At 36.2% G+C, this 22,513-nt stretch carries 27 protein-coding genes; 17 read left to right on the top strand and 10 right to left on the bottom strand.

Features of this window, described 5'->3' with window-relative positions; genetic code table 11:
• Positions 1–74: 74 nt before the first annotated feature.
• Entirely contained in the window at positions 75–455 is a 381-nt protein-coding gene (locus RWM06_RS00715) for a MarR family transcriptional regulator (RefSeq protein ID WP_313969737.1), read from the bottom strand.
• A gap of 281 nt (positions 456–736) precedes the next feature.
• Between RWM06_RS00715 and RWM06_RS00710 the strand changes: the two genes are divergently transcribed.
• Both RWM06_RS00710 and RWM06_RS00705 read left to right on the top strand, forming a co-directional pair.
• Entirely contained in the window at positions 737–1,111 is a 375-nt protein-coding gene (locus RWM06_RS00710; RefSeq protein WP_000781325.1) for a CidA/LrgA family protein, read from the top strand.
• Positions 1,108–1,803: an LrgB family protein gene (locus RWM06_RS00705; RefSeq protein WP_313969736.1), complete on the top strand. Its 696-nt coding sequence runs from the start codon at positions 1,108–1,110 to the stop codon at positions 1,801–1,803. The genes RWM06_RS00710 and RWM06_RS00705 overlap by 4 nt, the downstream gene beginning before the upstream one ends.
• A 51-nt stretch (positions 1,804–1,854) precedes the next feature.
• Here the strand turns inward: RWM06_RS00705 and RWM06_RS00700 are convergent, their stop codons facing one another.
• Positions 1,855–3,402 (bottom strand): ABC transporter ATP-binding protein, encoded by a 1,548-nt coding sequence (locus tag RWM06_RS00700; RefSeq protein WP_313969735.1) that lies wholly within the window; start codon positions 3,400–3,402, stop codon positions 1,855–1,857.
• 177 nt (positions 3,403–3,579) lie between these two features.
• Positions 3,580–4,476 carry a tyrosine-type recombinase/integrase gene (locus tag RWM06_RS00695; protein ID WP_313969734.1) on the bottom strand — a complete coding sequence of 299 codons (897 nt, stop codon included), beginning with the start codon at positions 4,474–4,476 and terminating at the stop codon, positions 3,580–3,582.
• 88 nt (positions 4,477–4,564) lie between these two features.
• On the opposite strand from RWM06_RS00695, the gene RWM06_RS00690 reads away from it, so the two are divergent.
• A complete protein-coding gene (locus RWM06_RS00690) occupies positions 4,565–6,013 on the top strand; it encodes an SIR2 family protein (RefSeq protein ID WP_313969733.1) in 1,449 nt (482 codons plus the stop codon).
• A 127-nt stretch (positions 6,014–6,140) separates the two neighbouring features.
• Here the strand turns inward: RWM06_RS00690 and RWM06_RS00685 are convergent, their stop codons facing one another.
• From RWM06_RS00685 to RWM06_RS00675, 3 genes are all read right to left on the bottom strand, one after another.
• A complete protein-coding gene (locus RWM06_RS00685; protein ID WP_003004879.1) occupies positions 6,141–6,854 on the bottom strand; it encodes a toll/interleukin-1 receptor domain-containing protein in 714 nt (237 codons plus the stop codon).
• 362 nt (positions 6,855–7,216) lie between these two features.
• Positions 7,217–8,299, bottom strand: coding sequence for an N-acetylmuramoyl-L-alanine amidase family protein (locus RWM06_RS00680; RefSeq protein ID WP_313969732.1), 1,083 nt, complete (start codon positions 8,297–8,299; stop codon positions 7,217–7,219).
• Positions 8,300–8,311: 12 nt separating this feature from the next.
• On the bottom strand, positions 8,312–9,490 hold the full coding sequence (locus RWM06_RS00675) for a caspase family protein (protein ID WP_313969731.1): 1,179 nt from the start codon (positions 9,488–9,490) through the stop codon (positions 8,312–8,314).
• 93 nt (positions 9,491–9,583) lie between these two features.
• Here RWM06_RS00675 and RWM06_RS00670 point away from each other — a divergent pair, with 93 nt between their 5' ends.
• Positions 9,584–10,447: a helix-turn-helix domain-containing protein gene (locus tag RWM06_RS00670; RefSeq protein ID WP_313969730.1), complete on the top strand. Its 864-nt coding sequence runs from the start codon at positions 9,584–9,586 to the stop codon at positions 10,445–10,447.
• Positions 10,448–10,694: 247 nt separating this feature from the next.
• On the opposite strand, the gene RWM06_RS00665 is transcribed toward RWM06_RS00670, so the two are convergent.
• The 3 genes from RWM06_RS00665 to RWM06_RS00655 are packed head-to-tail and all read right to left on the bottom strand — an operon-like array spanning position 10,695 to position 12,543.
• The gene (locus tag RWM06_RS00665) at positions 10,695–11,462 is read right to left on the bottom strand and encodes a hypothetical protein (RefSeq protein ID WP_313969729.1); all 768 of its coding nucleotides are present in this window, start codon (positions 11,460–11,462) and stop codon (positions 10,695–10,697) included.
• Between the two features lie 15 nt (positions 11,463–11,477).
• Positions 11,478–12,173, bottom strand: a complete 696-nt coding sequence (locus RWM06_RS00660; RefSeq protein WP_000054197.1) for an ABC transporter ATP-binding protein — start codon at positions 12,171–12,173, stop codon at positions 11,478–11,480.
• A gap of 4 nt (positions 12,174–12,177) precedes the next feature.
• On the bottom strand, positions 12,178–12,543 hold the full coding sequence (locus tag RWM06_RS00655) for a GntR family transcriptional regulator (protein WP_000119150.1): 366 nt from the start codon (positions 12,541–12,543) through the stop codon (positions 12,178–12,180).
• Between the two features lie 139 nt (positions 12,544–12,682).
• Here RWM06_RS00655 and nrdR point away from each other — a divergent pair, with 139 nt between their 5' ends.
• The 9 genes from nrdR (at position 12,683) to RWM06_RS00610 (ending at position 18,592) form a co-directional block, all read left to right on the top strand.
• Entirely contained in the window at positions 12,683–13,156 is a 474-nt protein-coding gene (gene nrdR / locus RWM06_RS00650) for a transcriptional regulator NrdR (protein ID WP_001203672.1), read from the top strand.
• A complete protein-coding gene (locus RWM06_RS00645; protein WP_313969728.1) occupies positions 13,157–14,326 on the top strand; it encodes a replication initiation and membrane attachment family protein in 1,170 nt (389 codons plus the stop codon). It begins immediately after the preceding gene.
• The gene (gene dnaI / locus RWM06_RS00640; protein WP_313969727.1) at positions 14,327–15,223 is read left to right on the top strand and encodes a primosomal protein DnaI; all 897 of its coding nucleotides are present in this window, start codon (positions 14,327–14,329) and stop codon (positions 15,221–15,223) included. It begins immediately after the preceding gene.
• On the top strand, positions 15,220–15,933 hold the full coding sequence (locus RWM06_RS00635) for an NADPH-dependent oxidoreductase (protein WP_313969726.1): 714 nt from the start codon (positions 15,220–15,222) through the stop codon (positions 15,931–15,933). The genes dnaI and RWM06_RS00635 overlap by 4 nt, the downstream gene beginning before the upstream one ends.
• Before the next feature lie 13 nt (positions 15,934–15,946).
• Positions 15,947–17,257, top strand: coding sequence for a ribosome biogenesis GTPase Der (gene der / locus RWM06_RS00630; RefSeq protein ID WP_049535011.1), 1,311 nt, complete (start codon positions 15,947–15,949; stop codon positions 17,255–17,257).
• A gap of 80 nt (positions 17,258–17,337) precedes the next feature.
• Positions 17,338–17,679 (top strand): hypothetical protein, encoded by a 342-nt coding sequence (locus RWM06_RS00625; protein WP_399553520.1) that lies wholly within the window; start codon positions 17,338–17,340, stop codon positions 17,677–17,679.
• Positions 17,666–17,863, top strand: coding sequence for a hypothetical protein (locus tag RWM06_RS00620; protein WP_313969725.1), 198 nt, complete (start codon positions 17,666–17,668; stop codon positions 17,861–17,863). The genes RWM06_RS00625 and RWM06_RS00620 overlap by 14 nt, the downstream gene beginning before the upstream one ends.
• The gene (locus tag RWM06_RS00615) at positions 17,847–18,182 is read left to right on the top strand and encodes a hypothetical protein (protein WP_313969724.1); all 336 of its coding nucleotides are present in this window, start codon (positions 17,847–17,849) and stop codon (positions 18,180–18,182) included. The genes RWM06_RS00620 and RWM06_RS00615 overlap by 17 nt, the downstream gene beginning before the upstream one ends.
• Positions 18,183–18,247: 65 nt before the next feature.
• A complete protein-coding gene (locus RWM06_RS00610; protein ID WP_313969723.1) occupies positions 18,248–18,592 on the top strand; it encodes a hypothetical protein in 345 nt (114 codons plus the stop codon).
• 239 nt (positions 18,593–18,831) lie between these two features.
• Here RWM06_RS00610 and rgg1518 read toward each other — a convergent pair whose 3' ends face one another.
• Entirely contained in the window at positions 18,832–19,683 is an 852-nt protein-coding gene (gene rgg1518 / locus RWM06_RS00605; protein WP_061759269.1) for an Rgg/GadR/MutR family transcriptional regulator Rgg1518, read from the bottom strand.
• Positions 19,684–20,019: 336 nt separating this feature from the next.
• On the opposite strand from rgg1518, the gene RWM06_RS00600 reads away from it, so the two are divergent.
• Genes RWM06_RS00600 through RWM06_RS00585 form a run of 4 tightly spaced genes read left to right on the top strand, consistent with a single transcriptional unit; the run spans position 20,020 to position 22,513 of the window.
• Positions 20,020–20,412 (top strand): hypothetical protein, encoded by a 393-nt coding sequence (locus RWM06_RS00600; RefSeq protein WP_061759270.1) that lies wholly within the window; start codon positions 20,020–20,022, stop codon positions 20,410–20,412.
• A gap of 21 nt (positions 20,413–20,433) precedes the next feature.
• Complete coding sequence (locus RWM06_RS00595) at positions 20,434–21,225, top strand: hypothetical protein (RefSeq protein ID WP_061759271.1); 792 nt, start codon at positions 20,434–20,436, stop codon at positions 21,223–21,225.
• Positions 21,218–21,859, top strand: a complete 642-nt coding sequence (locus tag RWM06_RS00590; RefSeq protein WP_061759272.1) for a hypothetical protein — start codon at positions 21,218–21,220, stop codon at positions 21,857–21,859. Before RWM06_RS00595 ends, RWM06_RS00590 begins: the two co-directional genes overlap by 8 nt.
• Before the next feature lie 3 nt (positions 21,860–21,862).
• Positions 21,863–22,513 (top strand): ATP-binding cassette domain-containing protein, encoded by a 651-nt coding sequence (locus RWM06_RS00585; protein WP_061759273.1) that lies wholly within the window; start codon positions 21,863–21,865, stop codon positions 22,511–22,513.

The following is a 22,513-nucleotide window of genomic DNA, read 5'->3' as shown; positions in this document are numbered from 1 at the left end:
GACTTTATTTTACTCCTTGTAAAAGAGAATGTCAAGAAAAATGATTGCGCACGCAACTTTTTTCTAAAATCATCTTAAAGCAAGAAATCCAAACCAGTTTCCAAGCTTTCTTCGACAGCCTTTTGTAGTGTGGCTAGTGTTTTTTGCCCATCACTTGTCAGGCAGATAAAGCTAGAACGTCTATCTTGATCACAACACATGCGACTAAGCAGACCGCAATTTTTGGCTTCCAAGCGAGCCACCATCCGAGAAACAGCACTCGGGCTCAGATGAAGCTTATCTGGCAGGTCAATCTGGCGTAGAGATTTTTCTTGAGCCAAGTCCAGATAGTAGAGCAGGTAAAACTCTTTCAAGGTCAGACTTTGGTCGCTTTGCTGGGCAATGGTCTCTTCCAAGAGACCTTCGATTTCTTTCTGCCGTCGATTGAAGTCAAACCATTTTTCCAAATAGGTCATAGTATCTCCTTTCTTTTTAGGTTCATAAATAGAAGAATGTCCATTCGCGGACAGTCTCTGTATCACAAGATGATTGCGCATGCAATAATTATACTACTTTTCAAAAGAGCTGGCAAGAAGGACGCTAAAATCTTTTATCCTAAATTACACTGTTTTCACTAGTCTTTAATTGTCTGTGTCCCCTTTCCTCTCTAATTTTTAATGACTTTTGTGCATTTCCTTGAAATTTTCTGAAAAAAGAGTAAACTGGTATGCAAGAAGTCTATTTCGTGGAGTTTAGGATGAAATTATATGTTCAATTAATGATTCTCTTTGTGATTTCTCTAATCGGAGAGGGGATTTCCAGTTTCTTTCATTTGCCTATCCCAGGCAGTATTATCGGTTTGATTATTCTCTTTCTAGCCCTACAATTCAAGTGGCTGAGAACCAGACATGTCAACATGGTTGGGAATTTCTTGCTGGCCAATATGACCATTCTCTTTTTGCCGCCAGCAGTGGGAATCATGGAAAAGTTTGATGTGATTGCTCCCTATCTTTTGCCCATTGTTTTGATTGTCTTTTTTGCAGCTGTTATCAATATTATCCTCATTGCTTTGGTGGTTCAGTTTATCAAGAGACGGTTTGAGGGAGATTATGAGAAAGGAGATGCCAAATGAGTGAATTTGTTTCCAATCCCCTGTTTGGGCTTGCCCTGTCTATCCTAGCTTATCTAGTGGGGATGTTGATTTACAGACGCTTTCCCCATCCATTGACAACACCCTTGCTTTTGTCAGCTGTTTTCATTATCATTTTTCTAAATCTGACGGGTATTTCTTACCAAGATTACTACCAAGGTGGGGTTTATCTGAACAACTTGATTGTCCCATCGACCGTGGCTCTAGGGATTCCGCTTTATAAGAGTTTTCACCTGATGAAGCACTATGCACGGAGTATTCTCTTTGGTAGTCTGTTAGCGGTAGTGGTCAATACCTCTTTCACAGCCCTTGTGGCCAAAATCTTTGGTATGGACTTTTTCCTAGCCATTTCTCTCTTTCCCAAGTCAGTAACAACCGCCATGGCAGTGGGAATAACAGAAAAATTACAAGGCTTGACCACCGTGACCTTGGTGGTTGTAGTGGCGACTGGGATTTTAACCAGTGTCATCGGCCCAACTCTTTTGAAGTGGTTGAAAATTGACGACCCAGTAGCTGTTGGTCTTTCTCTTGGAGGAACAGGCCACGCAGTCGGAACAGGCACAGCTTTTCGATACGGTTCTGTAGCAGGAGCCATGGGTGGTTTGGCTATCGGTGTCACTGGTATTCTCTATGTCTTTGTCAGCCCCATCGTAGCTAGTTTGATATTGAGTTAAAAAGCAAGGAATTCGGGTTCCTTGCTTTTTCAAATCGTATGTTATAGACTATTACTTTTCTTTGCTTAAGTGCATGACTTGGTCATAGTGTTTTAAGTCTTCTTCCGTGTAGTGGTGAATGACTTCAATGACTGTTTGATGTAGGGAGAAGAGTAAGTCACTGATCTTTCTGCTATTTTCCGAGTCAAGATTAGCCTTAATCTCATCTGCTAAGATGAGTTGACTATCATGGTAGAGGGCTCGGGCGATTTCAAGGCGTTGTTTCTCGCCACCAGATAGACTGTCATTACTAAGTGTTCGATTTTTCAAATGTTCTAAACCAGTTGTCTTGAGGATATGATTTAATCTTTCCTCTTTTTTATCCAGTCCTAGAAGGATATTATTTTCCAGAGAGAGCGTGTCAAAGTAATGGCTATCTTGGAGGATATAGGAACTAAAGCTTGTGATTTCTTGACGTGACAGGTTCTGACCAGCAAAGCTAATCTGACCACTTGTCGGTGTCTCTTCTCCATGAATGATATTGAGCAGGGTTGTTTTACCAGAGCCACTTTCTCCGATAATGGCAATTTTTTCTCCTTGCTTAATGTGCATGGAAATCGGAGACAGGAGGCTATTCCCATCTTTTTCTAGAAAGATGGTGTCAAGTTGGATAGGGAAAATGTTTTCTATACTTCTAGGCGAGATGGAGTCAGACTGACCTAAAAGTTTTTGGTATTTGTTGAGAAGACTTCGAGTTGCTTTTCGGGTGTTGGTAAAGTAGGCCAGCTCTTGGAATTGATAGCCGATATTATGGGAAACCAGATAGATGGCTACAAAACTAGCCGCATCTAAATAATTATAGTAGGTCATAAAGCCACCAATGACGATTGGTGTGACAGAACAAAAGGCATCGATGCTATTGATCAAGAGACTGTTTAAAGTTCGTTGTTTTTCATAGTTGATTTCGGTATCTAGACTGGTTTGTAATTGCTTTTGATAGCGAGCAAAAAAGTAGTTTTGCCCCTGATAATAGCGAATTTGTTGGCTACCACCAATAAAATTTGTCAAGCTTGCTAAGTAGCTCTGGTTAACAGTGGACCGCTTTTCAGAAAGTGAATCCAAACGCTTTGATCCGATAGCACTGCAGAGGACAGGAAAGGAGTAGAAGAGGATGAAAATCAAGCCTAGGTAAAAATTGGTCCACAGGGCATAGAGAATGGACACAGTGGTAAAACCCAGAGAAGAAATGATGATAACCGTTGGTTCGATATAGCTTTCTTCTAGTTGCTTGACGTCGTTTTCTAGGTTGGACAAAATATCCTTTTCATCAATCTCATAACTGTTTAAAAATCGCTTGAAAATAGCACTCTTGATTCCATATTTGAAGTCAGTAATCAAACGGGCATAGTAATAGCGTTTCCCAGCTAAGCCTAGTAAGAGGATGAGGTTTCCAAGGATTCCCAAAATCAAAACTTTCCAAAGAAGGCCTAGTTCTTGATTGGTAAAACTGGCAACAATATTCTGAACAAGGGCTGGCGTGATAATTGCTTCCAGCCAAGTAATGGCAATAGAAAAGAAGTAAAGTACGAGGTGTTTCTTACTAACAAATCTTCTCAGCATAAAGAGTTGACCTCCCTATCGATATACATGCAATCAGTTTTAAAGTTATTATACTCCTTTTTATTAAATGCTTCATACTAAAAATGTAATTTTTTTGGGGGGATATATACTATCAATGCTTATTAGGATATAGCAAAAAAATTATAAATATATGAAATAAGTGTGTTTAATGAGTGTTCATTTTTTATCAGAATGAATCGCTGATACAGGATTAAAAGAACTAAGTATTTCTTTTTGTTTTGAATGAGATACGTGAGTATAGATTTGTGTGATTGATATAGAACTATGTCCAAGAATTTGTTGAATGTATCGAATATCTACATCACTATCTAGAAGCATTGTCGCAAAACTATGTCTAAACATATGCGGTGTAATAGTTCTAGAAAAGTTATTTTGTTCAACGATTCTCTTTATTACTAAACGTACACTTTGCTCTGATAATGGTTTAAGTGAATGTTTCCCTGGGAACAAGAAATCATTTGATTCATTTCTTGTTTTATTTGTATATGTTTCTAATAAATTGAATGTTTTTTGATCTCCTAAAAATAGGATACGTTCTTTCTTCCCCTTTCCTATAATATGGAGTGTCTTGTTGGAAAGATTAATATCTTTGAGATGAATGTGGCAAAGTTCAGAAATTCTGATCCCTGTCGAAAGTAAAAGGGAAATAATTAGTAGATTTCTTTCGGCTTTTTGTTTTTGATAATCGGTTTTAGATAGAACTACTTTCTGTTCTAAATATAGAAAAATATTTTTCAGAATGTCATACGGAATCGTTTTAGGCAATACTTTTTCAGTTCTAAATTGAAAGCGCAATTGATTGAAGGGATTCTCTTCAATTATGTTCTGGTATTTTAGATAGTTATAAAACACCTTCATACAAGCAATTTTTCTTCTTAATGTATTCGTTTTTATGTTAGATTGTGTCAACTGTTCTATATAGGATTCGACATTATCATAGTCTGAGTTATAAAATTGCATAAGATCATTCTTATAAGCACGAATCGTGTGCGAACTCAAACGCTTATGAGTTTTGCAATAATCTAAGTAAGTAGAAATAAGTTTATAATCCATAAAAATCTCCTTTATCAATAATCATGCTATTATAAACCTATTTGGGTGCTTTGTATAGCGATAATAAATAGTTATCGGTAGGAGAGAGATGAAAAAACTAAAAAAACAATTTATTTCTGATTTTAGTGCGGCAATGTTAGAAAATAATGCAGCAATTTTTGCTGGTGCAGGACTTTCTGTTCCCTCAGGTTATGTAAACTGGAAAGAATTATTACGGCAATTTTCTGATTCGATTGGACTAAATATTGATAAAGAGTATGATTTAATTTCAGTTGCACAATATTACAAAAATTCTGCACAATCAAAAAATCAGATTTCACAAAAATTAATACAAGAATTTACAAAAGACTCTAAAGATAATAATTTGCTAACACTGTTAACGAGCATGCCTATTGAAACTTTTTGGACAACTAATTATGACCACTTAATTGAAGATAATTTGAAGAAAGCTGGAAAACGTGTAGACATCAAGATTGATAATAATGATTTGTCAATTACCCCTCCAAATATTGATGCGACTGTCTATAAATTTCATGGAGATATTTCTAGACCCTATGAGGCAATATTGACTCGTGATGATTACGAGAGTTTTGATAAGAGTCACAAACTTTTTATTCAAACACTCCGCGGAGATCTGATTAGTAAAACATTTGTATTTGTAGGATATAGTTTAAATGATCCAGATATTCAGCAAATTCTAAGCAAAATTAGACTATTAATCGGAGAAAATATTAGGATGCACTATTGTTTTAGGAAAAATTTGACCATTGATATGTTTGAAAATTCCCAAGACCCTGAAAGTGAATTAGAATACGGAAAGATAAAACAAGAGCACGAAATAAATGATTTAAAAAGATATGGTATTCATACTATTTTGATTGAAGATTATAATGAGATTGATGAACTATTTAATCAATCTTATAAGTTATGTTTAACTAATAGTGTATTTATTGCTGGAAGTTGTAGAAATTATGGAGAATGGGATGAAGATAGTGCTACTGAGTTCCTATATCTTTTAGGATATAAATTAATTGCTAATGAAATTATAGTAGGTAACGGTAATATAGAAGGTGTAGGACCACAGGTGATTAATGGTGTAATGACCGCTATTAATGATAAAAATCTTGATATTTCGAAATATCTAAAAATTAAAACTCTCCCATTAATTAAAGGTAGCGATAAACATATTGATAGTTCGGCAAAGAAAAGATTCCAAGATAATATGATATCAGAAGCAGGTATAGTTATATTTGTCTTTGGAAATCAATACTATGACGGAACTTTATCTAAATCCAAGGGAGTACTAGAAGATTTTGACAGGGCTATAAAGCAAAATAGATTTATTATTCCCGTAGGTTCAACTGGTTGGAGCTCTTTAGAAGTATACCAAACACTTTTATCTGAAATTGATAAATATTCTTATCTCACTCCTTTTCTAGATAAGCTACTGATAGAAAAAGATCCTGAAATTTTATCTCAAACTATTATTGATTGCATTAAGCACATCAGAGATGCTTACATCATGGATAAACTTTAATAATAAATCAGTATATAAAGGCTTTTTACTTTAATAAAAACAGAAGACTCACCATTTAATTTCAATTCGGTGAATCTCTGTTTTTTAGTTTTATATGTTTAATGTTCTCTAAGGCTATTTTGAACATTTATAGAAACGTCTTAATATATATTTCTTGGATGATTTCCAATATTTTAAAATGGTACTCCCCTTGGAAATCTTTCCTAAATAAACGTTCTTTTAATAGTCTAGTTATTGCGATACAAAACAAGATTTCATGTGTTAGTTTAAAATTCCCCAACCGTTTTTGTTTTCTCAAATATTGAGAGAAGTTATCTAGGATAAAAATAGCATCAATACTATTTACAGTAGTATGTCGAATTTGTTCTAATAAAAAATTACCAACATAACTGTCAATTGAAAAATTAGAAATATTTCTGCAAATAATATTGTTCAAGTGCAGCAATATAAAGCGATCTACGATATAATCAGTTTCTTTTAACGATGATACCGTTAATAAATTATAATTTTTTAAGAAAGTATATTCATTAGGAATATCTTCTTTTTTTATTTTATACAATATTGGAAAAAAAGGAATCCTTTTCTTCATCGCATAATCTAGCTCTTTTATACACCATGCTTTGTTAAAGAATGTTTCATCGAATATAAAAATAATTCCATAATAATCAGCACTTTTATCGAGTACAGTATATAGATTATCAATTATTTCATCTCCAATGTTAATTTCAAATTTGTCAATCCAGGTTTTTAATCCTATTTCATTTAACGTATTATTCAGATTATTTACAAATTCGTAGTAAATATCTCTTGAATAACTTATGAAATATTGAAATTCTCTCACATCTCTCTCCTACCGATAACTATTTATTATCGCTAGTATATCATAAAAAATAGTATTTCACTAATTTTATAGTGGAAGATAAAGAGATAAAAAACAAAGAAACATTGTTTGGTATAACGCATTTAATTTTCTATAGAATATTCAATCTAGATTATCTTTTATAAATCTAGATTGAATAAAAGTCTAATAAGTAAGAGAGATTCTTTTCCATAATTTCTCGAATAGAACACAAAAAGCGAACAAAACAGAATTTGTTGTTTCGATTCGCTTTTTGTATTATTATCTAGTTTTTTTGTAGCTATGATAACATTTAGTCTGAGCATGTACACTAATAGCTGATGGAATAAAATGTGTACTTTAGATTATTTCCAAGCGCCACTGGCATCTACATAGTAACCATCTGGTGTGTAGGTATTGTGAAGCATCTTACCAGTTGAATCAAGATAGTACCACTGACCGCCATCTTTGACCCAACCAGTCGTCATAGCACCTGAGTCTTTTAGGTAGTACCAAGATCCGCTATCTTTCACCCAACCTGTTGCCATAGCACCTGAGTCTTTTAGGTAATACCAAGAGTTATTATCATATAGCCAATCACTAGCAATCATAGCTCCTGATGATTTAAAGGCATACCAGTTGCCACCTTGATAGAGCCAAGTTTGATTGAACATGACTCCTTTATCATTCATAAAGTACCAAGTTCCCTTGTCCTTAACCCAAGCATTTTGAACTAATTGCCCTTGTTTTTGATAGTACCACTTTTCACTGTAATTATTTTTTAGCCAGCTTTCTGCTTTTACAATCGGATAAAGTATTTTGAAGGCTCCTCCCCCCCTGTAGGAATGACTGATAACTCCTGGTTTTTGAAGTTTCAATTCTACATGGTCGTCTTCCCAAGCATAGACTTTTTGACCATTGACAGTCTCTGGTAAGGTAGCAGTGTAAGTCTTTGTTTGATAATCCCATTTGGCATCGAGGTAGGTGTATTGATCATTTGGTTCGTCAATACGGAAGTAACTACTCTTTCCACCATCATGATATACATCATCTACTACTTTAGTGGACCAGGTCTTTACCTCATTTCCGCTCTTGGCTTCTACCTTGATATCTCCTCTATAGCCATAAGGTACATAGAAATTAAGGTAACGTCCCTCTGTACCGACCATAGACTTGTCCTTTTCTTGACCTAGAAAATTGACAGTCTGATCTTGACCATTTAAAGTAACTTTCCACTCGATTTTCTCAGTTTTTGGCAAATCCAATACTTTGATATCTACTTCATTGCCATTATTAAATCGGAGAATTTTGCCATCTTGATACCAAACATCACCCTTAATAACCCATTCTTCTTTAAGCTCAAATGCCTGCCCTGAATGAGGGAAAGCCAGTAAGGCTAGACCAGCTAAAGACAAACCAAATAATGTGATTTTTTTTGATACTTTCATTTTCCTAACTCCTTATTTTTGGAATAAAACAAATTGACTGTTTTTAGGATAAACTGATACATGTTGCTCCTTATTACTGTTTGATGCAGCTTCAAGGACTAGAGGATAAGAGTATTGATACAGTTCCTCTAAAGTGATTTTTCCGTTAGTATTGGTGTCTGCCATAGGCGAAATCATTCTATTTTGAAGTGAATCCCAACCTGTACCCATTGCCCAGTATCTAGTGGCAAGACTACCTATTCCGACTGCACTATACGATTTTTCACCTTTCCAAGAGGCACATAGTACGAGGAATTTAGAATCAAGCATTTCACCATTCTTACTTGCTAGATTTCCTGTTGAGAATCCTGCCAAAAATGCTTGTTCATCAAATCTTTCTTCAGAATTGGAGACGGCCTTTTCATCTGATTTACCTACATCTATAATTGTTCCTGAATAGCAACAATCCAGCATAACCACAAACTTACCTTTATATTGTTTCAGTAGAGATGCCAATTCCCAGCCTGAAAATGTCTGACCATCGCTACCAAGATAGATTCTTCCGTCTCTTCCTCCATGACAAGTAAGGTAAAGATAGTTCACATCGCTTTCGCTAGAAGATTTGAAAAGTTCTTCCATTTTTGCAATAATCTCAGCTTTTGTTTTATCAGGGAAACGAACAACTTTACTAAAGTTTTGGTTGCTAAAAACCCTTTCCATAGCATTAACATCTTCGATAGGTACTGCTCTCGTTGATGTTTCACCAAGAACTAAAGCCCGACGATTAATCGTTTGTCTTACTCCACTACTAGCAAAGAAATAAGTATCATCTCCAATATTGTGCCAACCTGTCTGCATAGCACCACTAGTAGATAGATAATATTCGTTTCCACCGATAGTCTGTAATCCTGTTTTCATGGCACCACTATCATCTAGATAATACCATTTCCCATATTCTTTAATCCAACCTGTCTTCATCCAACCTTCATTATCAAAATAGTACCAGGTGCCATTTATTTGTTCCCATCCATTTGTAGTATAAGAACCATCAGAATGTTTATACCACCAACGGCTACCAGACTTTATCCAACTTCCACTTGACTTACTATAAGTTGTTTGAGAGGATGATTCTTGAGCAGAAACTGGACTATTTACTGCTAGTGTTGACACTAGGCTCAGTAAAGCAACTGATGCCAATAAAATTTTTTTCATAATCATATTGTCCTTTCTATTTTATTTTTGTATAATCATATCACAAATAAAAAAATCAGGTTTTATTTTTTGCAGAAATGGAAGAGGTATGTTATGGAAAATTTCGGAGCAATTTTAAAGGATATTCGTATTTCAAAAAATTTTAGCCTTAAAGATTTATCATGTAATGAAATTAGTGAATCAACTATTTCTCGTTTCGAAAATGGCATTACAAAATTATCTATTAATCATTTTTATCTTCTGTTAAATCGCCTGGGGATATCATTTTCGGAATTTGAAGAATTAGTTCATTGCTATTATTCTAAAAAAGAATGTTTTTTTGAAGAATTAGAACATGCTGTGAACTCTTCAGATATCATTTTGTTACAAGAACTAATAAAGAAAATAGAGCTAAAACAAAAGCAGGAGAAAAGCTTATGCAATTATCACATAAAATTGATTGCTGAACAACAGATTAATCGGCTTGCAAACCTTTCTTACAATACATCTAAATGCAATGAGATAATAAAGTACTTGCTTTCTGTAGATAATTGGATGGAGTATGAACTAAAAATTTTTTATCATTCGGTGTTTTTTATGAACACTAAAACCATTAGCTTACTATATAGAGCGGTAATCAAGAAAACACGACATTTTTTAAAAACAGATATGGGAACACATAGAGTAATTCCTTTATATTTATTTAATTTAGAATTATTATTAAAAAATAATTTGTTAGATAGCGCTCAATTTTTTATAGATGATTTAGAAAATTTACTTACCAGACAAGGATATTATTTTGAAAAGAATTATTTGCTTTTTTTAAAAGGTATTTATCTCATAAAAACGAATCAAATAGAGTTAGGTAAAAAAGAATGTTCCAAAGCTATGAAAATATGTAAGGAATATAATGATAGTGACACAATAGAGAAATTAAACAAGACCTTTAAATCAGATTTTGTTATTTATACTCAATGAAAATCAAAGAGCAAACTAGGAAGCTAGCCGCAGGTTGCTCAAAACAGTGTTTTGAGGTTGTAGATAGAACTGACGAAGTCAGTAACATATATACGGCAAGGTGAAGCTGACGTAGTTTAAATTTGATTTTCGAAGAGTATTAATTGGTTAGAAGGATTCGTTTGTAAAATAAAGTTAGACAGAAAATGAGATAAAAGAAAAAGGATAGCCTCTCTGCGATGAGATGTTATCCTTTTTGATTATGAAACTATTGCAAATTAACCTTGTTTTTCAAGATATAGTAGATTCCGAGGTAGTAGATAGCTATGAAAATGAGTTCCTCGATAATGGATGTACTTGCTCCCATATAGAAATTATCATTAAATCCTGCAAGTGAATTGACATAGAAGTTAGTACTGGTATTGAAGAAAACTCCAATAAATCCTATGACGATTTGGATACCAATGTAGGCTACAATTGACAGTGCAGTACGGTATTCATTGAACAGTTGTCCAATGGAAATGGCTAAGTAAATGCAGAGGATTCCAGAAATAATATTTAGTAGGAAGGATAACCCCACAAGAGAGAGTTTAGGGAGGTATGTTCCTACAAGTGGGAACCAGTCATAATGTGACATCCAATCTGGAACCGTTATAGTCACAATAAGAAAAGCACTTAGAGCCAGTACAGCCGAGCTAAGTATAGACCAGATGAAGGCTCCGACTAATTTAGCTGTGATGATATAGTGCTCAGAAACTGGCAAGGTCAAAGTCAGATAGCCTTGGCGGTCATAGACACTACCTTTGAAGCGTTTGATAATCAAGAAAATGGTTGAAATCCAAAGTGTAATTATCAAGCCGCCAAAGACGAGAGCCAGAAAGATAAATAGGAAAGGTTGGCTATCTTTGAAAGATATATAATTATAGTAGTGTCCTTGCATTCCCAGGGGGACGGAAAGGATGAGCACGGATGCGTAGAGGGCTAAATACCACTTGTTAACATTTTTAAATTCGTAGCGAACTAAATTCCAAAACATAATAATCTCCTTTGCTTAGGCCTTAAATTCCTGACGGAAGAGTTGGTCAATGGATTCACCTGACTCATAGCGAATGTCATCTACATTACCTTGACGGACGACTTTTCCATCTTTGAGGAAGACAATTTCATCCAAGATTGGCTCGATATCAGAAATCAAGTGGGTAGAAATCAAAACAGTAGAAGTTGGGGAGTAGTTGTTGATAATGGTATTGAGGATATACTCACGAGCTGCTGGGTCTACCCCACCAATGGGTTCGTCCAGAACGTAGAGACGAGCATCACGGCTCATAACCAAAATCAGTTGTACCTTTTCTTTGTTACCTTTTGATAGTTTCTTGAGACGACTATTTTCATCAATTCCTAGGTCTGCAAGTAGATGATGGGCGCGTTCAAGATTGAAATCTTTATAGAAGGTCTTGAAGTAGGTTAGGGCTTCTTTGACCTTCATTTGCTCATTGAGATAGGTCGTATCCGGCAAATAAGCCACGATAGCCTTGGTTGCTGGGCTTGGGTCCATGTCGTTGATAAGGACACGTCCTTGATCTGGTTGTAAGAGGCCATTGATTAGTTTAATCAGGGTTGTTTTTCCTGAGCCATTTGGGCCAAGGAGACCAACAATTTTTCCAGCTGGGATGTCAAGGGAAACATTTTCAAGGGCTGGGGTTGCTCCATAAGATTTGGATACATTTTCAAATGCTAGTAATGACATAGGTTTAAACTCCTTTAATATAATCACTGACTACGCCTGGTAGTTCTTCTTTTTCATAGCCAAAATGGGTCATGGAGGAAACGAAGTGTTCCAATTCTTCTTCCGATAATTGTTTGCGCGATTGGGCGATTAGCTCCTTATCCTCAGTCACAAATCGTCCAGTTGTTCGCTTGCTGTAGACAAATCCTTCTCGTTCAAGGTCTGACAAGGCTCTTTGGATGGTGTTTGGATTGACACCCGCCTCGCTAGCTAGCTCTCTCACGGTTGGAAGTTGTTGATTGGGTTCCAGTGTATGGGAAACAATCTGAAGCTTGATTTTCTCCATAATCTGTAAATAGATGGGTTTTTTGTTGTCAAATGTCCAGGACATCTTGGTCTCCTTTCTCCTATCCTTTTGTCTTAATTAAATAATACAACAAAACAAAAAACTTGTCAAGCAAAAAGAAGAATTGTTTTGGGAATCGTTTAAAAAATGGTATAATGAAAAGAAAACGATAAGGAGGGAAAGGATGCGTTGTCCAAAATGTGGGGCTACCAAGTCAAGTGTTATCGATAGTCGCCAAGCAGAAGAAGGGAACACCATTCGTAGAAGACGTGAGTGCGATGAATGCCAGCACCGTTTTACAACCTACGAACGGGTAGAAGAAAGAACCTTAGTGGTTGTTAAAAAAGATGGCACACGGGAACAATTCTCCAGAGATAAAATCTTTAATGGGATTATCCGCTCAGCCCAGAAACGTCCTGTGTCAAGTGATGAAATCAACATGGTAGTCAATCGTATCGAACAGAAACTCCGTGGTCGAAATGAAAATGAAATTCAAAGTGAGGACATTGGGTCACTCGTTATGGAGGAGTTGGCTGAGTTAGATGAGATTACCTATGTACGTTTTGCCAGTGTCTATCGTAGTTTTAAGGATGTCAGTGAGTTAGAGAGCTTGCTCCAACAAATCACCCAGTCCTCTAAAAAGAAAAAGGAAAGATAAATGAAGCCAATTGACCGTTTTTCTTATCTAAAGAATAATCGGGTGTCGCAAGATACCTCATCTCTGGTACAGTGCTACCTCCCGATTATCGGTCAGGAGGCACTGAGCCTTTATCTTTATACGATTAGTTTTTGGGATAATGGCAGAAAGGAATATCTTTTTTCAAGTATCCTCAATCATCTCAACTTTGGGATGGACAGACTGATAAAATCCTTGAAAATCCTATCTGCTTTCAATCTCTTGACCCTCTATCAAAAAGGGGATACCTATCAGCTAGCCCTCCATGCTCCTCTATCTAGTCAGGACTTCTTGGAACATCCTGTTTATCGCAGACTCTTGGAGAAGAAGATTGGTGATGCAGCTGTGGAGGATTTGAAAGTTGAGAGTGCTGAGGGAGAAGAAATACCTGTCTCACTCAATCAAGTCTTTCCAGACTTGGCAGAACTGGGAAGTCAAGAAGACCTTGGTCTCAAGAAGAAAGTGGCCAACGATTTTGACTTGGAACATTTTCGTCAGCTTATGGCTCGAGATGGGCTTCGTTTTGCAGATGAGCAGTCCGATGTCTTGAACCTCTTTGCAATTGCCGAGGAGAAGAAATGGACTTGGTTTGAAACTTATCAATTGGCCAAGTCAACAGCTGTTTCCCAGGTTATTTCAACCAAACGCATGCGGGAAAAAATCGCTCAAAAACCTGTTTCCTCTGACTTTAGTCCTAAGGAAGCAACCATTATCAAGGAAGCCAAAAGTAAAACTGCCCTGCAGTTTTTGGCAGAAATCAAGCAGACACGCAAGGGAACCATTACCCAAACAGAAAGAGACCTCTTGCAACAGATGGCTGGCTTGGGCTTGCTGGACGAAGTCATCAATATCATTCTCTTGTTAACCTTTAATAAGGTTGATTCGGCAAATATCAATGAGAAATATGCCATGAAGGTAGCCAATGACTATGCCTATCAAAAGATTCATTCGGCAGAAGAGGCAGTCTTGCGCATCCGTGAACGTGGGCAAAAGAGTCAGGCTCAAAAAAGCAGTAAACCCAGTCCTGCCAAGTCCAATGTACCCAAGTGGAGCAATCCAGATTATAAAAATGAAACCAGCGAGGAAACTCGTCTGGAACTAGAACGTAAGAAACAAGAACTATTAGCTCGATTAGAAAAAGGAGGAGATTAGATGGAAAGTGTCGGAGACGTACTCAAACGTCAACCTAGCCGTTTTCATTATCAAGATTTGGTCCAGAAAATCATGAAGGACCCTGATGTTGCGGCCTTTATCCAGCAAGAATCCCTTACTCCAGAGGAATTAAATCGCAGTATCTCCAAGTTTAATCAGTACATCACCGAGCGTGACAAGTTTCTCCGTGGTGATACGGATTATATTGCCAAAGGCTACAAGCCGATTTTGGTTATGAATCATGGCTATGCGGACGTTTCTTATGAAGAAACTCCTGAACTAATCGCAGCAGAAAAAGAAGCGGCTATTAAGAACCGTCTCAAGTTAATCAATCTGCCAGCCAGTCTCAGGAAAGCTAGTTTAGCTCAAGTTGACTTGGATGATTTGGGTCGCTTGCCAGTTTTTGAAAAGCTATTAGCCTTCGTGGAACAATATCCAACTATTCGAAAAGGTCTTTACTTGTATGGAGATTTTGGTGTGGGCAAAAGTTTCATGGTAGCTGCCTTAGCTCATGATTTATCAGAAAAACGTGGTGTTTCATCCACTCTTCTCCACTATCCTAGCTTTGTCATTGATGTCAAAAATGCTATCGGTGATGGTAATGTTAAGACCTTGGTGGATGAGATTAAGCTTTCTGAAGTCCTGATTTTAGATGATATTGGTGCCGAGCAATCAACAGCTTGGGTACGTGATGAAATCCTGCAAGTCATTCTTCAATATCGGATGCAGGAAAATTTACCGACTTTTTTCACCTCCAACTTCAACTTTGAAGAATTGGAGCAGCATTTCGCTAAAGGGAAGCATGGAAATGACGAAACCTGGGAAGCCAGACGCGTCATGGAACGCATCCGTTATTTGGCTGAGGAGACTCGTTTAGAAGGAGTAAACCGTCGATGACAGAAACAATCAAATTAATGAAGGCTCACACTTCAGTGCGCAGGTTTAAAGAGCAAGCCCTTCCTCAGGAAGACTTGACGGAAATCCTGACAGCAGCCCAGATGGCCTCGTCTTGGAAGAATTTTCAATCCTACTCTGTGATTGTGGTACGAAGTCAAGAAAAGAAAGATGCTCTGTATGAATTGGTGCCTCAAGAAGCCATTCGCCAGTCTGCTGTTTTTCTTCTCTTTGTCGGAGATTTGAACCGAGCAGAAAAGGGAGCACGACTTCATACGGATTCATTCCAACCTCAAGGGGTGGAAGGCATCTTGATTAGTTCAGTCGATGCGGCTCTTGCTGGTCAAAATGCCCTGCTGGCAGCTGAAAGTTTGGGTTATGGTGGTGTCATTATTGGATTGGTGCGTTACAAGTCAGAAGAAGTAGCAGAGCTCTTTAACCTGCCTGACTACACCTATCCTGTCTTTGGGATGGCACTAGGTGTACCAAATCAACATCATGATGTGAAACCAAGACTGCCACTAGAGAATGTTGTCTTTGAGGAGGAATACCAAGAACAGTCAACTGAGGCAATCCAAGCTTACGACCGTGTACAGGCGGACTATGCAGGGGCGCGTGCGACGACTACATGGAGTCAGCGCCTAGCAGAACAGTTTGGTCAAGCTGAACCAAGCTCAACTAGAAAAAATCTTGAGCAGAAGAAGTTATTGTAGAAAGTGAGAAATTATGGCCCTACCAACTATTGCCATTGTAGGACGTCCCAATGTTGGGAAATCAACCCTATTTAATCGGATCGCTGGTGAGCGAATCTCCATTGTAGAAGATGTTGAAGGAGTGACACGTGACCGTATCTATGCAACGGGTGAGTGGCTCAATCGCTCTTTTAGCATGATTGATACAGGAGGAATCGACGATGTCGATGCTCCTTTCATGGAACAAATCAAGCACCAGGCAGAAATTGCCATGGAAGAAGCCGATGTTATCGTCTTTGTCGTGTCTGGTAAGGAAGGGATTACCGATGCAGACGAATATGTAGCTCGTAAGCTTTATAAGACACACAAACCAGTTATCCTCGCAGTCAACAAGGTGGACAACCCTGAGATGCGAAATGATATCTATGATTTCTATGCTCTTGGTTTGGGTGAACCACTGCCTATCTCATCTGTCCATGGTATCGGTACAGGGGATGTGCTAGATGCTATTGTAGAAAATCTTCCAAATGAATATGAAGAAGAAAATCCAGATGTCATTAAGTTTAGCTTGATTGGTCGTCCCAATGTTGGAAAATCAAGCTTGATCAATGCTATTTTGGGAGAAGACCGTGTCATTGCCAGTCCTGTTGCTGGAACAACGCGTGACGCCATTGATACCCACTTTACCGATGCAGATGGTCAAGAGTTTACCATGATTGATACGGCTGGTATGCGTAAGTCTGGTAAGGTCTATGAAAATACTGAGAAATACTCTGTCATGCGTGCCATGCGTGCTATTGACCGTTCAGATGTGGTCTTAATGGTCATCAATGCGGAAGAAGGCATCCGTGAATACGACAAGCGTATCGCAGGATTTGCCCATGAAGCTGGTAAAGGGATGATTATCGTGGTCAACAAGTGGGATACGCTTGAAAAAGACAACCACACTATGAAAAACTGGGAAGAAGATATCCGTGAGCAGTTCCAATACCTGCCTTACGCACCGATTATCTTTGTATCCGCTTTGACCAAGCAACGTCTCCACAAACTTCCTGAGATGATCAAGCAAATCAGTGAAAGTCAAAACACACGTATCCCATCAGCTGTCTTGAACGATGTCATTATGGATGCTATTGCTATCAATCCAACACCAACAGACAAAGGGAAACGTCTTAAGATCTTCTATGCGACCCAAGTGGCAACCAAACCACCAACCTTTGTCATCTTTGTTAATGAAGAAGAACTCATGCACTTTTCTTACCTGCGTTTCTTGGAAAATCAAATCCGCAAGGCCTTTGTCTTTGAAGGAACACCAATCCATCTCATCGCAAGAAAACGTAAATAAAAAAGTAGAATCTGGAATGACATTTCCAGATTTTTTTGATAGAATGAAATTGAAGAAAACGCTATCAAAGCGAGGTGTAGATGATGAAACTGTCGTTTAATCAATTGATACTCTTATTTCCTTGCTTTTACTTTTTCTATTGGATAGATAATGCTGATAGAAACAGTAAGTTTTTCCCCATCATCTACTATTTCTACTGGGTTTATTTTTCACTTTTAGCTCTGTTTAGTCTGGATCTGACAATTTTTTCATTCTTATTTTTCCCTCTTGTTCTCAAACATGTGTCAGATATGAGTGCTTGGGGTGTTTGGTTGCTGATGATAGTCCTATCTCTAGGCAGTGACTGGCTAGACTACATCTTCTTCAAAAAAATGTTTCGTTTGAGACGGGAGTTAGGAAAGTCTAAGGGTGGAAGACATTGATTTATACTCTTGGAAAATCAAATCCGCAAGGCTTTTGTCTTTGAGGGAACACCAATCCATCTCATCGCAAGAAAACGTAAATAAAAAAGTAGAATCTGGAATGACATTTCCAGATTTTTTTGATAGAATGAAGTTGAAGAAAACGCTATCAAATCGAGGTGTCGATGATGAAACATTTGTTTAAATTGATAATCTTATTTCCCTGGTTTTACTTTTTCAGCTGGATTGAAAAGGACAATAGAGATAGTAAATTTTTCCCAATTTTTTACTATTTTTACTGGTTTTACATCCCCCTCTATGCTCTTTTTAGCCTTGCTTGGACAGTTTTTTCAGTTCTGTTTTTCAATATCGTCTTGAGAAATTTGACAGATATCAAGTTATGGTGCATTTGGTTTCTTTTTATTCTGCTAGCTATTGGTCTGAATAGGTTAACTTATTTCTGTTTCAAAAAAATGCTTCGCTTGAGACGAGAACTAGGGAAGTCTAAAGGTGGAAGGCATTGATTTATATTGGTAATAACATTTAATAGAACGAAACTAAAGAAAACAATTTCAAAGAGGAGGTGTCGATGATGAAACTGTCGTTTAATTGGTTTCATTTGATACTCTTATTTCCTTGTTTATATTTTTTCTATTGGATAGACAATGCTGACAGAAACAGTAAAATTTTCCCAATCTTCTACTATTTTTACTGGATTTATATTTCCCTTTTAGCTCTGTTTAGCTTGGATATGACAATTTTTTCATTCTTATTTTTCCCTTTTGTTCTAAATCATGAATCAGATGCTAGTACTTGGGGTGTTTGGTTGCTTTTGATAGTCTTATCTCTAGGCAGTGACTGGTTAGACTATATCTTTTTCAAAAAAATGTTTCGCTTGAGACGGGAACTCGGGAAGTCTAAAGGTGTGAATTAAGAAAAGGGTAGGAACTAAAAAATGACTATATCTATGATTTATTTATGCGGCTATAGATACAGTCGTTTTTATTTTGATTATGAAACTTGAGAGAAATATTCATCTTGTATAGTGGATTGAATATGAAATAATACAATACAACTTATAAAACATTGGAAAAAAATGCTTTAGATGCCTTAATTGATTCGTTCGCATTCTATTTCGATTTGCTATAATAAAATGATGAGAGTTATTACAAATTATAGGTTTGAAAAATCATTAATTTCTTTTTCGAGTAATTTAACTAATGCCTCTTCTTTGGTTAGTCGTAATAAAGTGATTCCTTTATCAATCAAATCGGAGTTATGTTGCAGTATTCCCAAGCGTACTTGAGAAAATCCAAGAATATCATATATTTTTAATTCTTCTGCTAATACCAAAAGTTGTAGGGTGATTGTTTCACATTCTTTGAGTAAATGATGTTGAAAATATACAGTGGAGAGATTAGCTAAAAAAGATGATAAAAATACTTTTGTTTCTCGGAAATATTTATATTTTTCGATGGTTTTCATGATTCTATCAATAAGAAGGAGAAGATTTTCAGAAGGAAAGAAAAAGAGAATGGTTCCAAGCAATTTCAAATCACTAATGTACCATGTATCCATAGGTTCAAGATAGTCCCAAATTTCTTCATACAAATCTTTCAAGACGTGGTTGTTTTTGAATCCTTTAGTTCGTAACTCTGTGACAATTTTTGTATGACGATAGATATTTTGAATAGGAACATCGTGATGTGTCTTAAGATATTTTTGACACTTCTCAGTGAGTTCAACCATTTTTCTAGTATCTTGAAAAGTAGACGGATTTTGGCTCTCTACAATAATGTTTCGTCTTTTACTAGGATGGTATTCGTTGCATATATACTTGAATTCTGCTAAGCTCATATCAATTTGTTCAAGAAGAAATACCATGTTTTCAAAACTGGGAATAACTTTACCGTGTTCAATATTTGTTAGAGTTGTTCTATGTATGACTTGTCCACATACATCTTGTTGGGTCAATCCTTTTGACTTTCGAATTTCTTTAAAAATTTGTCCATAATCCCATCTCATATTGTTCCTCCTAGGCAAATGTGAATATTTTCTACATTTATAAAAAACGTAGAAAAAGGTGGTATTATTATATCAAAAAAGGAGGAAAAAAGTCATGGGATTTAAAAAATATTTGAAGAATTTACCGAAAAACTCTGGATTTATTATATCCTTGATTTGGAGTTGGATTCCACTTATCTGGTTTGAAACGTGGTTTTGGGGATAAAGAAATTAGAGTCTATACATAGTAAGTAAAGGAGGAATTTGTATGATATATCATCGTCTAGAATAAATCTATATTTAAAATAGAAGTTATAAGGAATCTTCTTGAATAAAAAATGAAAGGAAACAGAAAAAATGAAAACTAAAAAATTATTAAAAATGGTTATTCCTGTTTTAATGATAAGTGCTGTTGGAACTACTTTCGTAGAGGCAAATCAGATAGGTGCTTTTAGTAATTTTGTTATTACTACCAGTTATGAGAGAACAGGTTATTTGACCAAAGAAAATGAAGATGCGGAATATATCATGAACTTAAATCCTTGTAGAAATTTACATCCCATGACTGTTAAGCATCGTATAGTAAATTCTAATGGAGAAGCTCGTAGTGGAGAATCGTTAACAACCTGTGGTACTCGTTCAACTCATGGGAATTGGGCAACGGTTGGCTATGTTTATGCAGCAGATATGGCAAGACAAAATTGGTGGGATTTATCAGCTGCCATTTCAGGTAGTTGGTCACCAAACTAATTCGTAAAGTAGGTATAATTTATGAAGATTCCTCTCTTAACTTTGGCAAGGCATAAATTTGTTTATGTCTTGCTTACTTTGCTTTTTCTTGCTTTGGTTTATCGTGATGTTTTGATGACTTATTTCTTTTTTGATATTCATGCACCTGACCTAGCCAAATTTGATGGACAAGCAATTAAAAATGACTTATTAAAATCAGCATTAGATTTTCGTATTCTCCAGTTCAATCTAGGTTTTTATCAATCATTTATTATTCCAATCATCATTGTTTTGCTAGGTTTTCAATACATTCAGCTGAAAAATAAAGTTTTACGATTGAGTATTGGAAGAGAAGTGAGTTATCAAGGGTTAAAAAGAAAGTTGATTTTGCAAGTTGCAAGTATCCCTTGCTTGATATATTTAGTGACTGTGCTGATAATTGCAATTTTAACCTATTTCTTTGGGACTTTTTCGCCTCTGGAATGGAAATCTCTATTTTCTGATGGGAGTAGTTTACAAAGACTCCTAGATGGAGAGATAACAAGCTATTTGTTCTTTACTTGTGTCCTTCTAATCGGTATTTTCATCAATACGGTCTATTTTTTAAAAATAGTTGATTATTTAGGGAATGTGACTCGTTCGGCAATCGCCTATTTGATGTTTCTTTGGCTTGGTTCTATGTTACTCTATAGTGCCTTGCCTTACTATATGGTTCCTATGACGAGTTTGATGCAAGCTAGCTATGGGGATGTCAGTTTGATGAAACTCTTTACTCCTTATATCCTTTATATTGTCCCTTATATGGTGCTTGAAAAATATGAAGATAATGTTTAAGAATTTTAACAATATTTTGCTAAAGAGAAAGATTGTTTTACTACTTCGTATAGTTCTGATTATGATTTTGATAAACTATCTATTGTCAACAGCGGTTCAAAAGCAGGATGTTTTTCTCTTTTTCAAGAGAGAATTGATTTCAATCTTTTCCTATAATGACTATTCTGAAGCGAATTTAGAAATCCCCAAACTCTTGTTAAACCTTTCGCTTTTCATGGTAGGATGGCTCTCTGTTATTTTGCTTGAAAGTGATTTGGCAGACCATTACCATCACTTGATTCGCTATCAATCAAGCTCCTTTTTCGATTATACAAGGAAACGATTGATTGTCATCTCTAAATTTTTTATTCAAGATTTATTTGTCTGGTTTCTTGGTTTACTTCCTCTAGGAATTCATTTCAAAACAGTCACACTCTTCTTTTTACTTGCTCAGTTAATGATTTTGTACTTACTACTGTCTTATCTGATAGCACTTATTAGTGTGGGCGCTGGTTTTTCCTTTTTTCTCTATTTTTTAGCATTTGTGGGACAAGAATGGATGATGGATCATATTGTAACAATGTATTTAGTACTCTTAAGTTTATTAGTTGTGTTGATTGTTAGTCGCTTGGAAGAGAAATTTAAGAAAGGATAAACGATGAGACTTGAAATTATAAATGGACAGAAAAATTACGGGAAAAGACCTATTTTAAATGAGTTAAATCTGGTCTTTCAATCAGGAAAAATTTATGGCCTTAAAGGTGATAATGGATCTGGCAAGACGGTTCTTTTAAAGGTACTTGCTGGTTATATTAAGCTTGACAAAGGAAAAGTTCTTCAAGATGGCAAAGTTTACGGGGTGAAAAATCATTATATTCAGGATGCAGGGATTTTAATTGAAAAGGTAGAGTTTCTATCTCATTTATCACTGAGAGAAAATTTGGAACTGTTAAGATATTTTTCATCTAAAGTTACGGAAAAAAGAATTGCCTATTGGATTCAATACTATGATTTACAGGAATTTGAAGACGTTGAATACCGTCATTTATCCTTAGGAACAAAGCAAAAAATGGCTTTGATTCAAGCCTTTATTGCCGAACCATCTATACTCTTTCTCGATGAACCCATGAATGCTTTAGATGAGAAGAGTGTGAGATTGACAAAACAGGTTATTTTATCTTATCTGAAAAAAGAAAATGGTTTGGTTATCCTGACGTCGCACATATCGGAAGATATTTCAGATCTTTGTACAGATGTATTAGTTGTCGAAAATGGGCATATACAGTATTCAAAAGATATACAATCCTAG

Source organism: uncultured Streptococcus sp. (assembly GCF_963516575.1).
In the GTDB taxonomy this organism is placed as follows: Bacteria; Bacillota; Bacilli; order Lactobacillales; family Streptococcaceae; genus Streptococcus.
Note: the sequence above shows the minus strand (reverse complement) of the source record. Positions and strands in the feature narration are given on the sequence as shown.

Bases quoted from the DNA above. Each gene is read 5' to 3' on its own strand.
- RWM06_RS00715 (WP_313969737.1), bottom strand. From the start codon at position 455: ATGACCTATTTGGAAAAATGGTTTGACTTCAATCGACGGCAGAAAGAA.
- RWM06_RS00710 (WP_000781325.1), top strand. From the start codon at position 737: ATGAAATTATATGTTCAATTAATGATTCTCTTTGTGATTTCTCTAATC.
- RWM06_RS00705 (WP_313969736.1), top strand. From the start codon at position 1,108: ATGAGTGAATTTGTTTCCAATCCCCTGTTTGGGCTTGCCCTGTCTATC.
- RWM06_RS00700 (WP_313969735.1), bottom strand. From the start codon at position 3,402: ATGCTGAGAAGATTTGTTAGTAAGAAACACCTCGTACTTTACTTCTTT.
- RWM06_RS00695 (WP_313969734.1), bottom strand. From the start codon at position 4,476: ATGGATTATAAACTTATTTCTACTTACTTAGATTATTGCAAAACTCAT.
- RWM06_RS00690 (WP_313969733.1), top strand. From the start codon at position 4,565: ATGAAAAAACTAAAAAAACAATTTATTTCTGATTTTAGTGCGGCAATG.
- RWM06_RS00680 (WP_313969732.1), bottom strand. From the start codon at position 8,299: ATGAAAGTATCAAAAAAAATCACATTATTTGGTTTGTCTTTAGCTGGT.
- RWM06_RS00675 (WP_313969731.1), bottom strand. From the start codon at position 9,490: ATGAAAAAAATTTTATTGGCATCAGTTGCTTTACTGAGCCTAGTGTCA.
- RWM06_RS00670 (WP_313969730.1), top strand. From the start codon at position 9,584: ATGGAAAATTTCGGAGCAATTTTAAAGGATATTCGTATTTCAAAAAAT.
- RWM06_RS00665 (WP_313969729.1), bottom strand. From the start codon at position 11,462: ATGTTTTGGAATTTAGTTCGCTACGAATTTAAAAATGTTAACAAGTGG.
- RWM06_RS00660 (WP_000054197.1), bottom strand. From the start codon at position 12,173: ATGTCATTACTAGCATTTGAAAATGTATCCAAATCTTATGGAGCAACC.
- RWM06_RS00655 (WP_000119150.1), bottom strand. From the start codon at position 12,543: ATGTCCTGGACATTTGACAACAAAAAACCCATCTATTTACAGATTATG.
- nrdR (WP_001203672.1), top strand. From the start codon at position 12,683: ATGCGTTGTCCAAAATGTGGGGCTACCAAGTCAAGTGTTATCGATAGT.
- RWM06_RS00645 (WP_313969728.1), top strand. From the start codon at position 13,157: ATGAAGCCAATTGACCGTTTTTCTTATCTAAAGAATAATCGGGTGTCG.
- dnaI (WP_313969727.1), top strand. From the start codon at position 14,327: ATGGAAAGTGTCGGAGACGTACTCAAACGTCAACCTAGCCGTTTTCAT.
- RWM06_RS00635 (WP_313969726.1), top strand. From the start codon at position 15,220: ATGACAGAAACAATCAAATTAATGAAGGCTCACACTTCAGTGCGCAGG.
- der (WP_049535011.1), top strand. From the start codon at position 15,947: ATGGCCCTACCAACTATTGCCATTGTAGGACGTCCCAATGTTGGGAAA.
- RWM06_RS00625 (WP_399553520.1), top strand. From the start codon at position 17,338: ATGATGAAACTGTCGTTTAATCAATTGATACTCTTATTTCCTTGCTTT.
- RWM06_RS00615 (WP_313969724.1), top strand. From the start codon at position 17,847: ATGAAACATTTGTTTAAATTGATAATCTTATTTCCCTGGTTTTACTTT.
- RWM06_RS00610 (WP_313969723.1), top strand. From the start codon at position 18,248: ATGATGAAACTGTCGTTTAATTGGTTTCATTTGATACTCTTATTTCCT.
- rgg1518 (WP_061759269.1), bottom strand. From the start codon at position 19,683: ATGAGATGGGATTATGGACAAATTTTTAAAGAAATTCGAAAGTCAAAA.
- RWM06_RS00600 (WP_061759270.1), top strand. From the start codon at position 20,020: ATGAAAACTAAAAAATTATTAAAAATGGTTATTCCTGTTTTAATGATA.
- RWM06_RS00595 (WP_061759271.1), top strand. From the start codon at position 20,434: ATGAAGATTCCTCTCTTAACTTTGGCAAGGCATAAATTTGTTTATGTC.
- RWM06_RS00590 (WP_061759272.1), top strand. From the start codon at position 21,218: ATGTTTAAGAATTTTAACAATATTTTGCTAAAGAGAAAGATTGTTTTA.
- RWM06_RS00585 (WP_061759273.1), top strand. From the start codon at position 21,863: ATGAGACTTGAAATTATAAATGGACAGAAAAATTACGGGAAAAGACCT.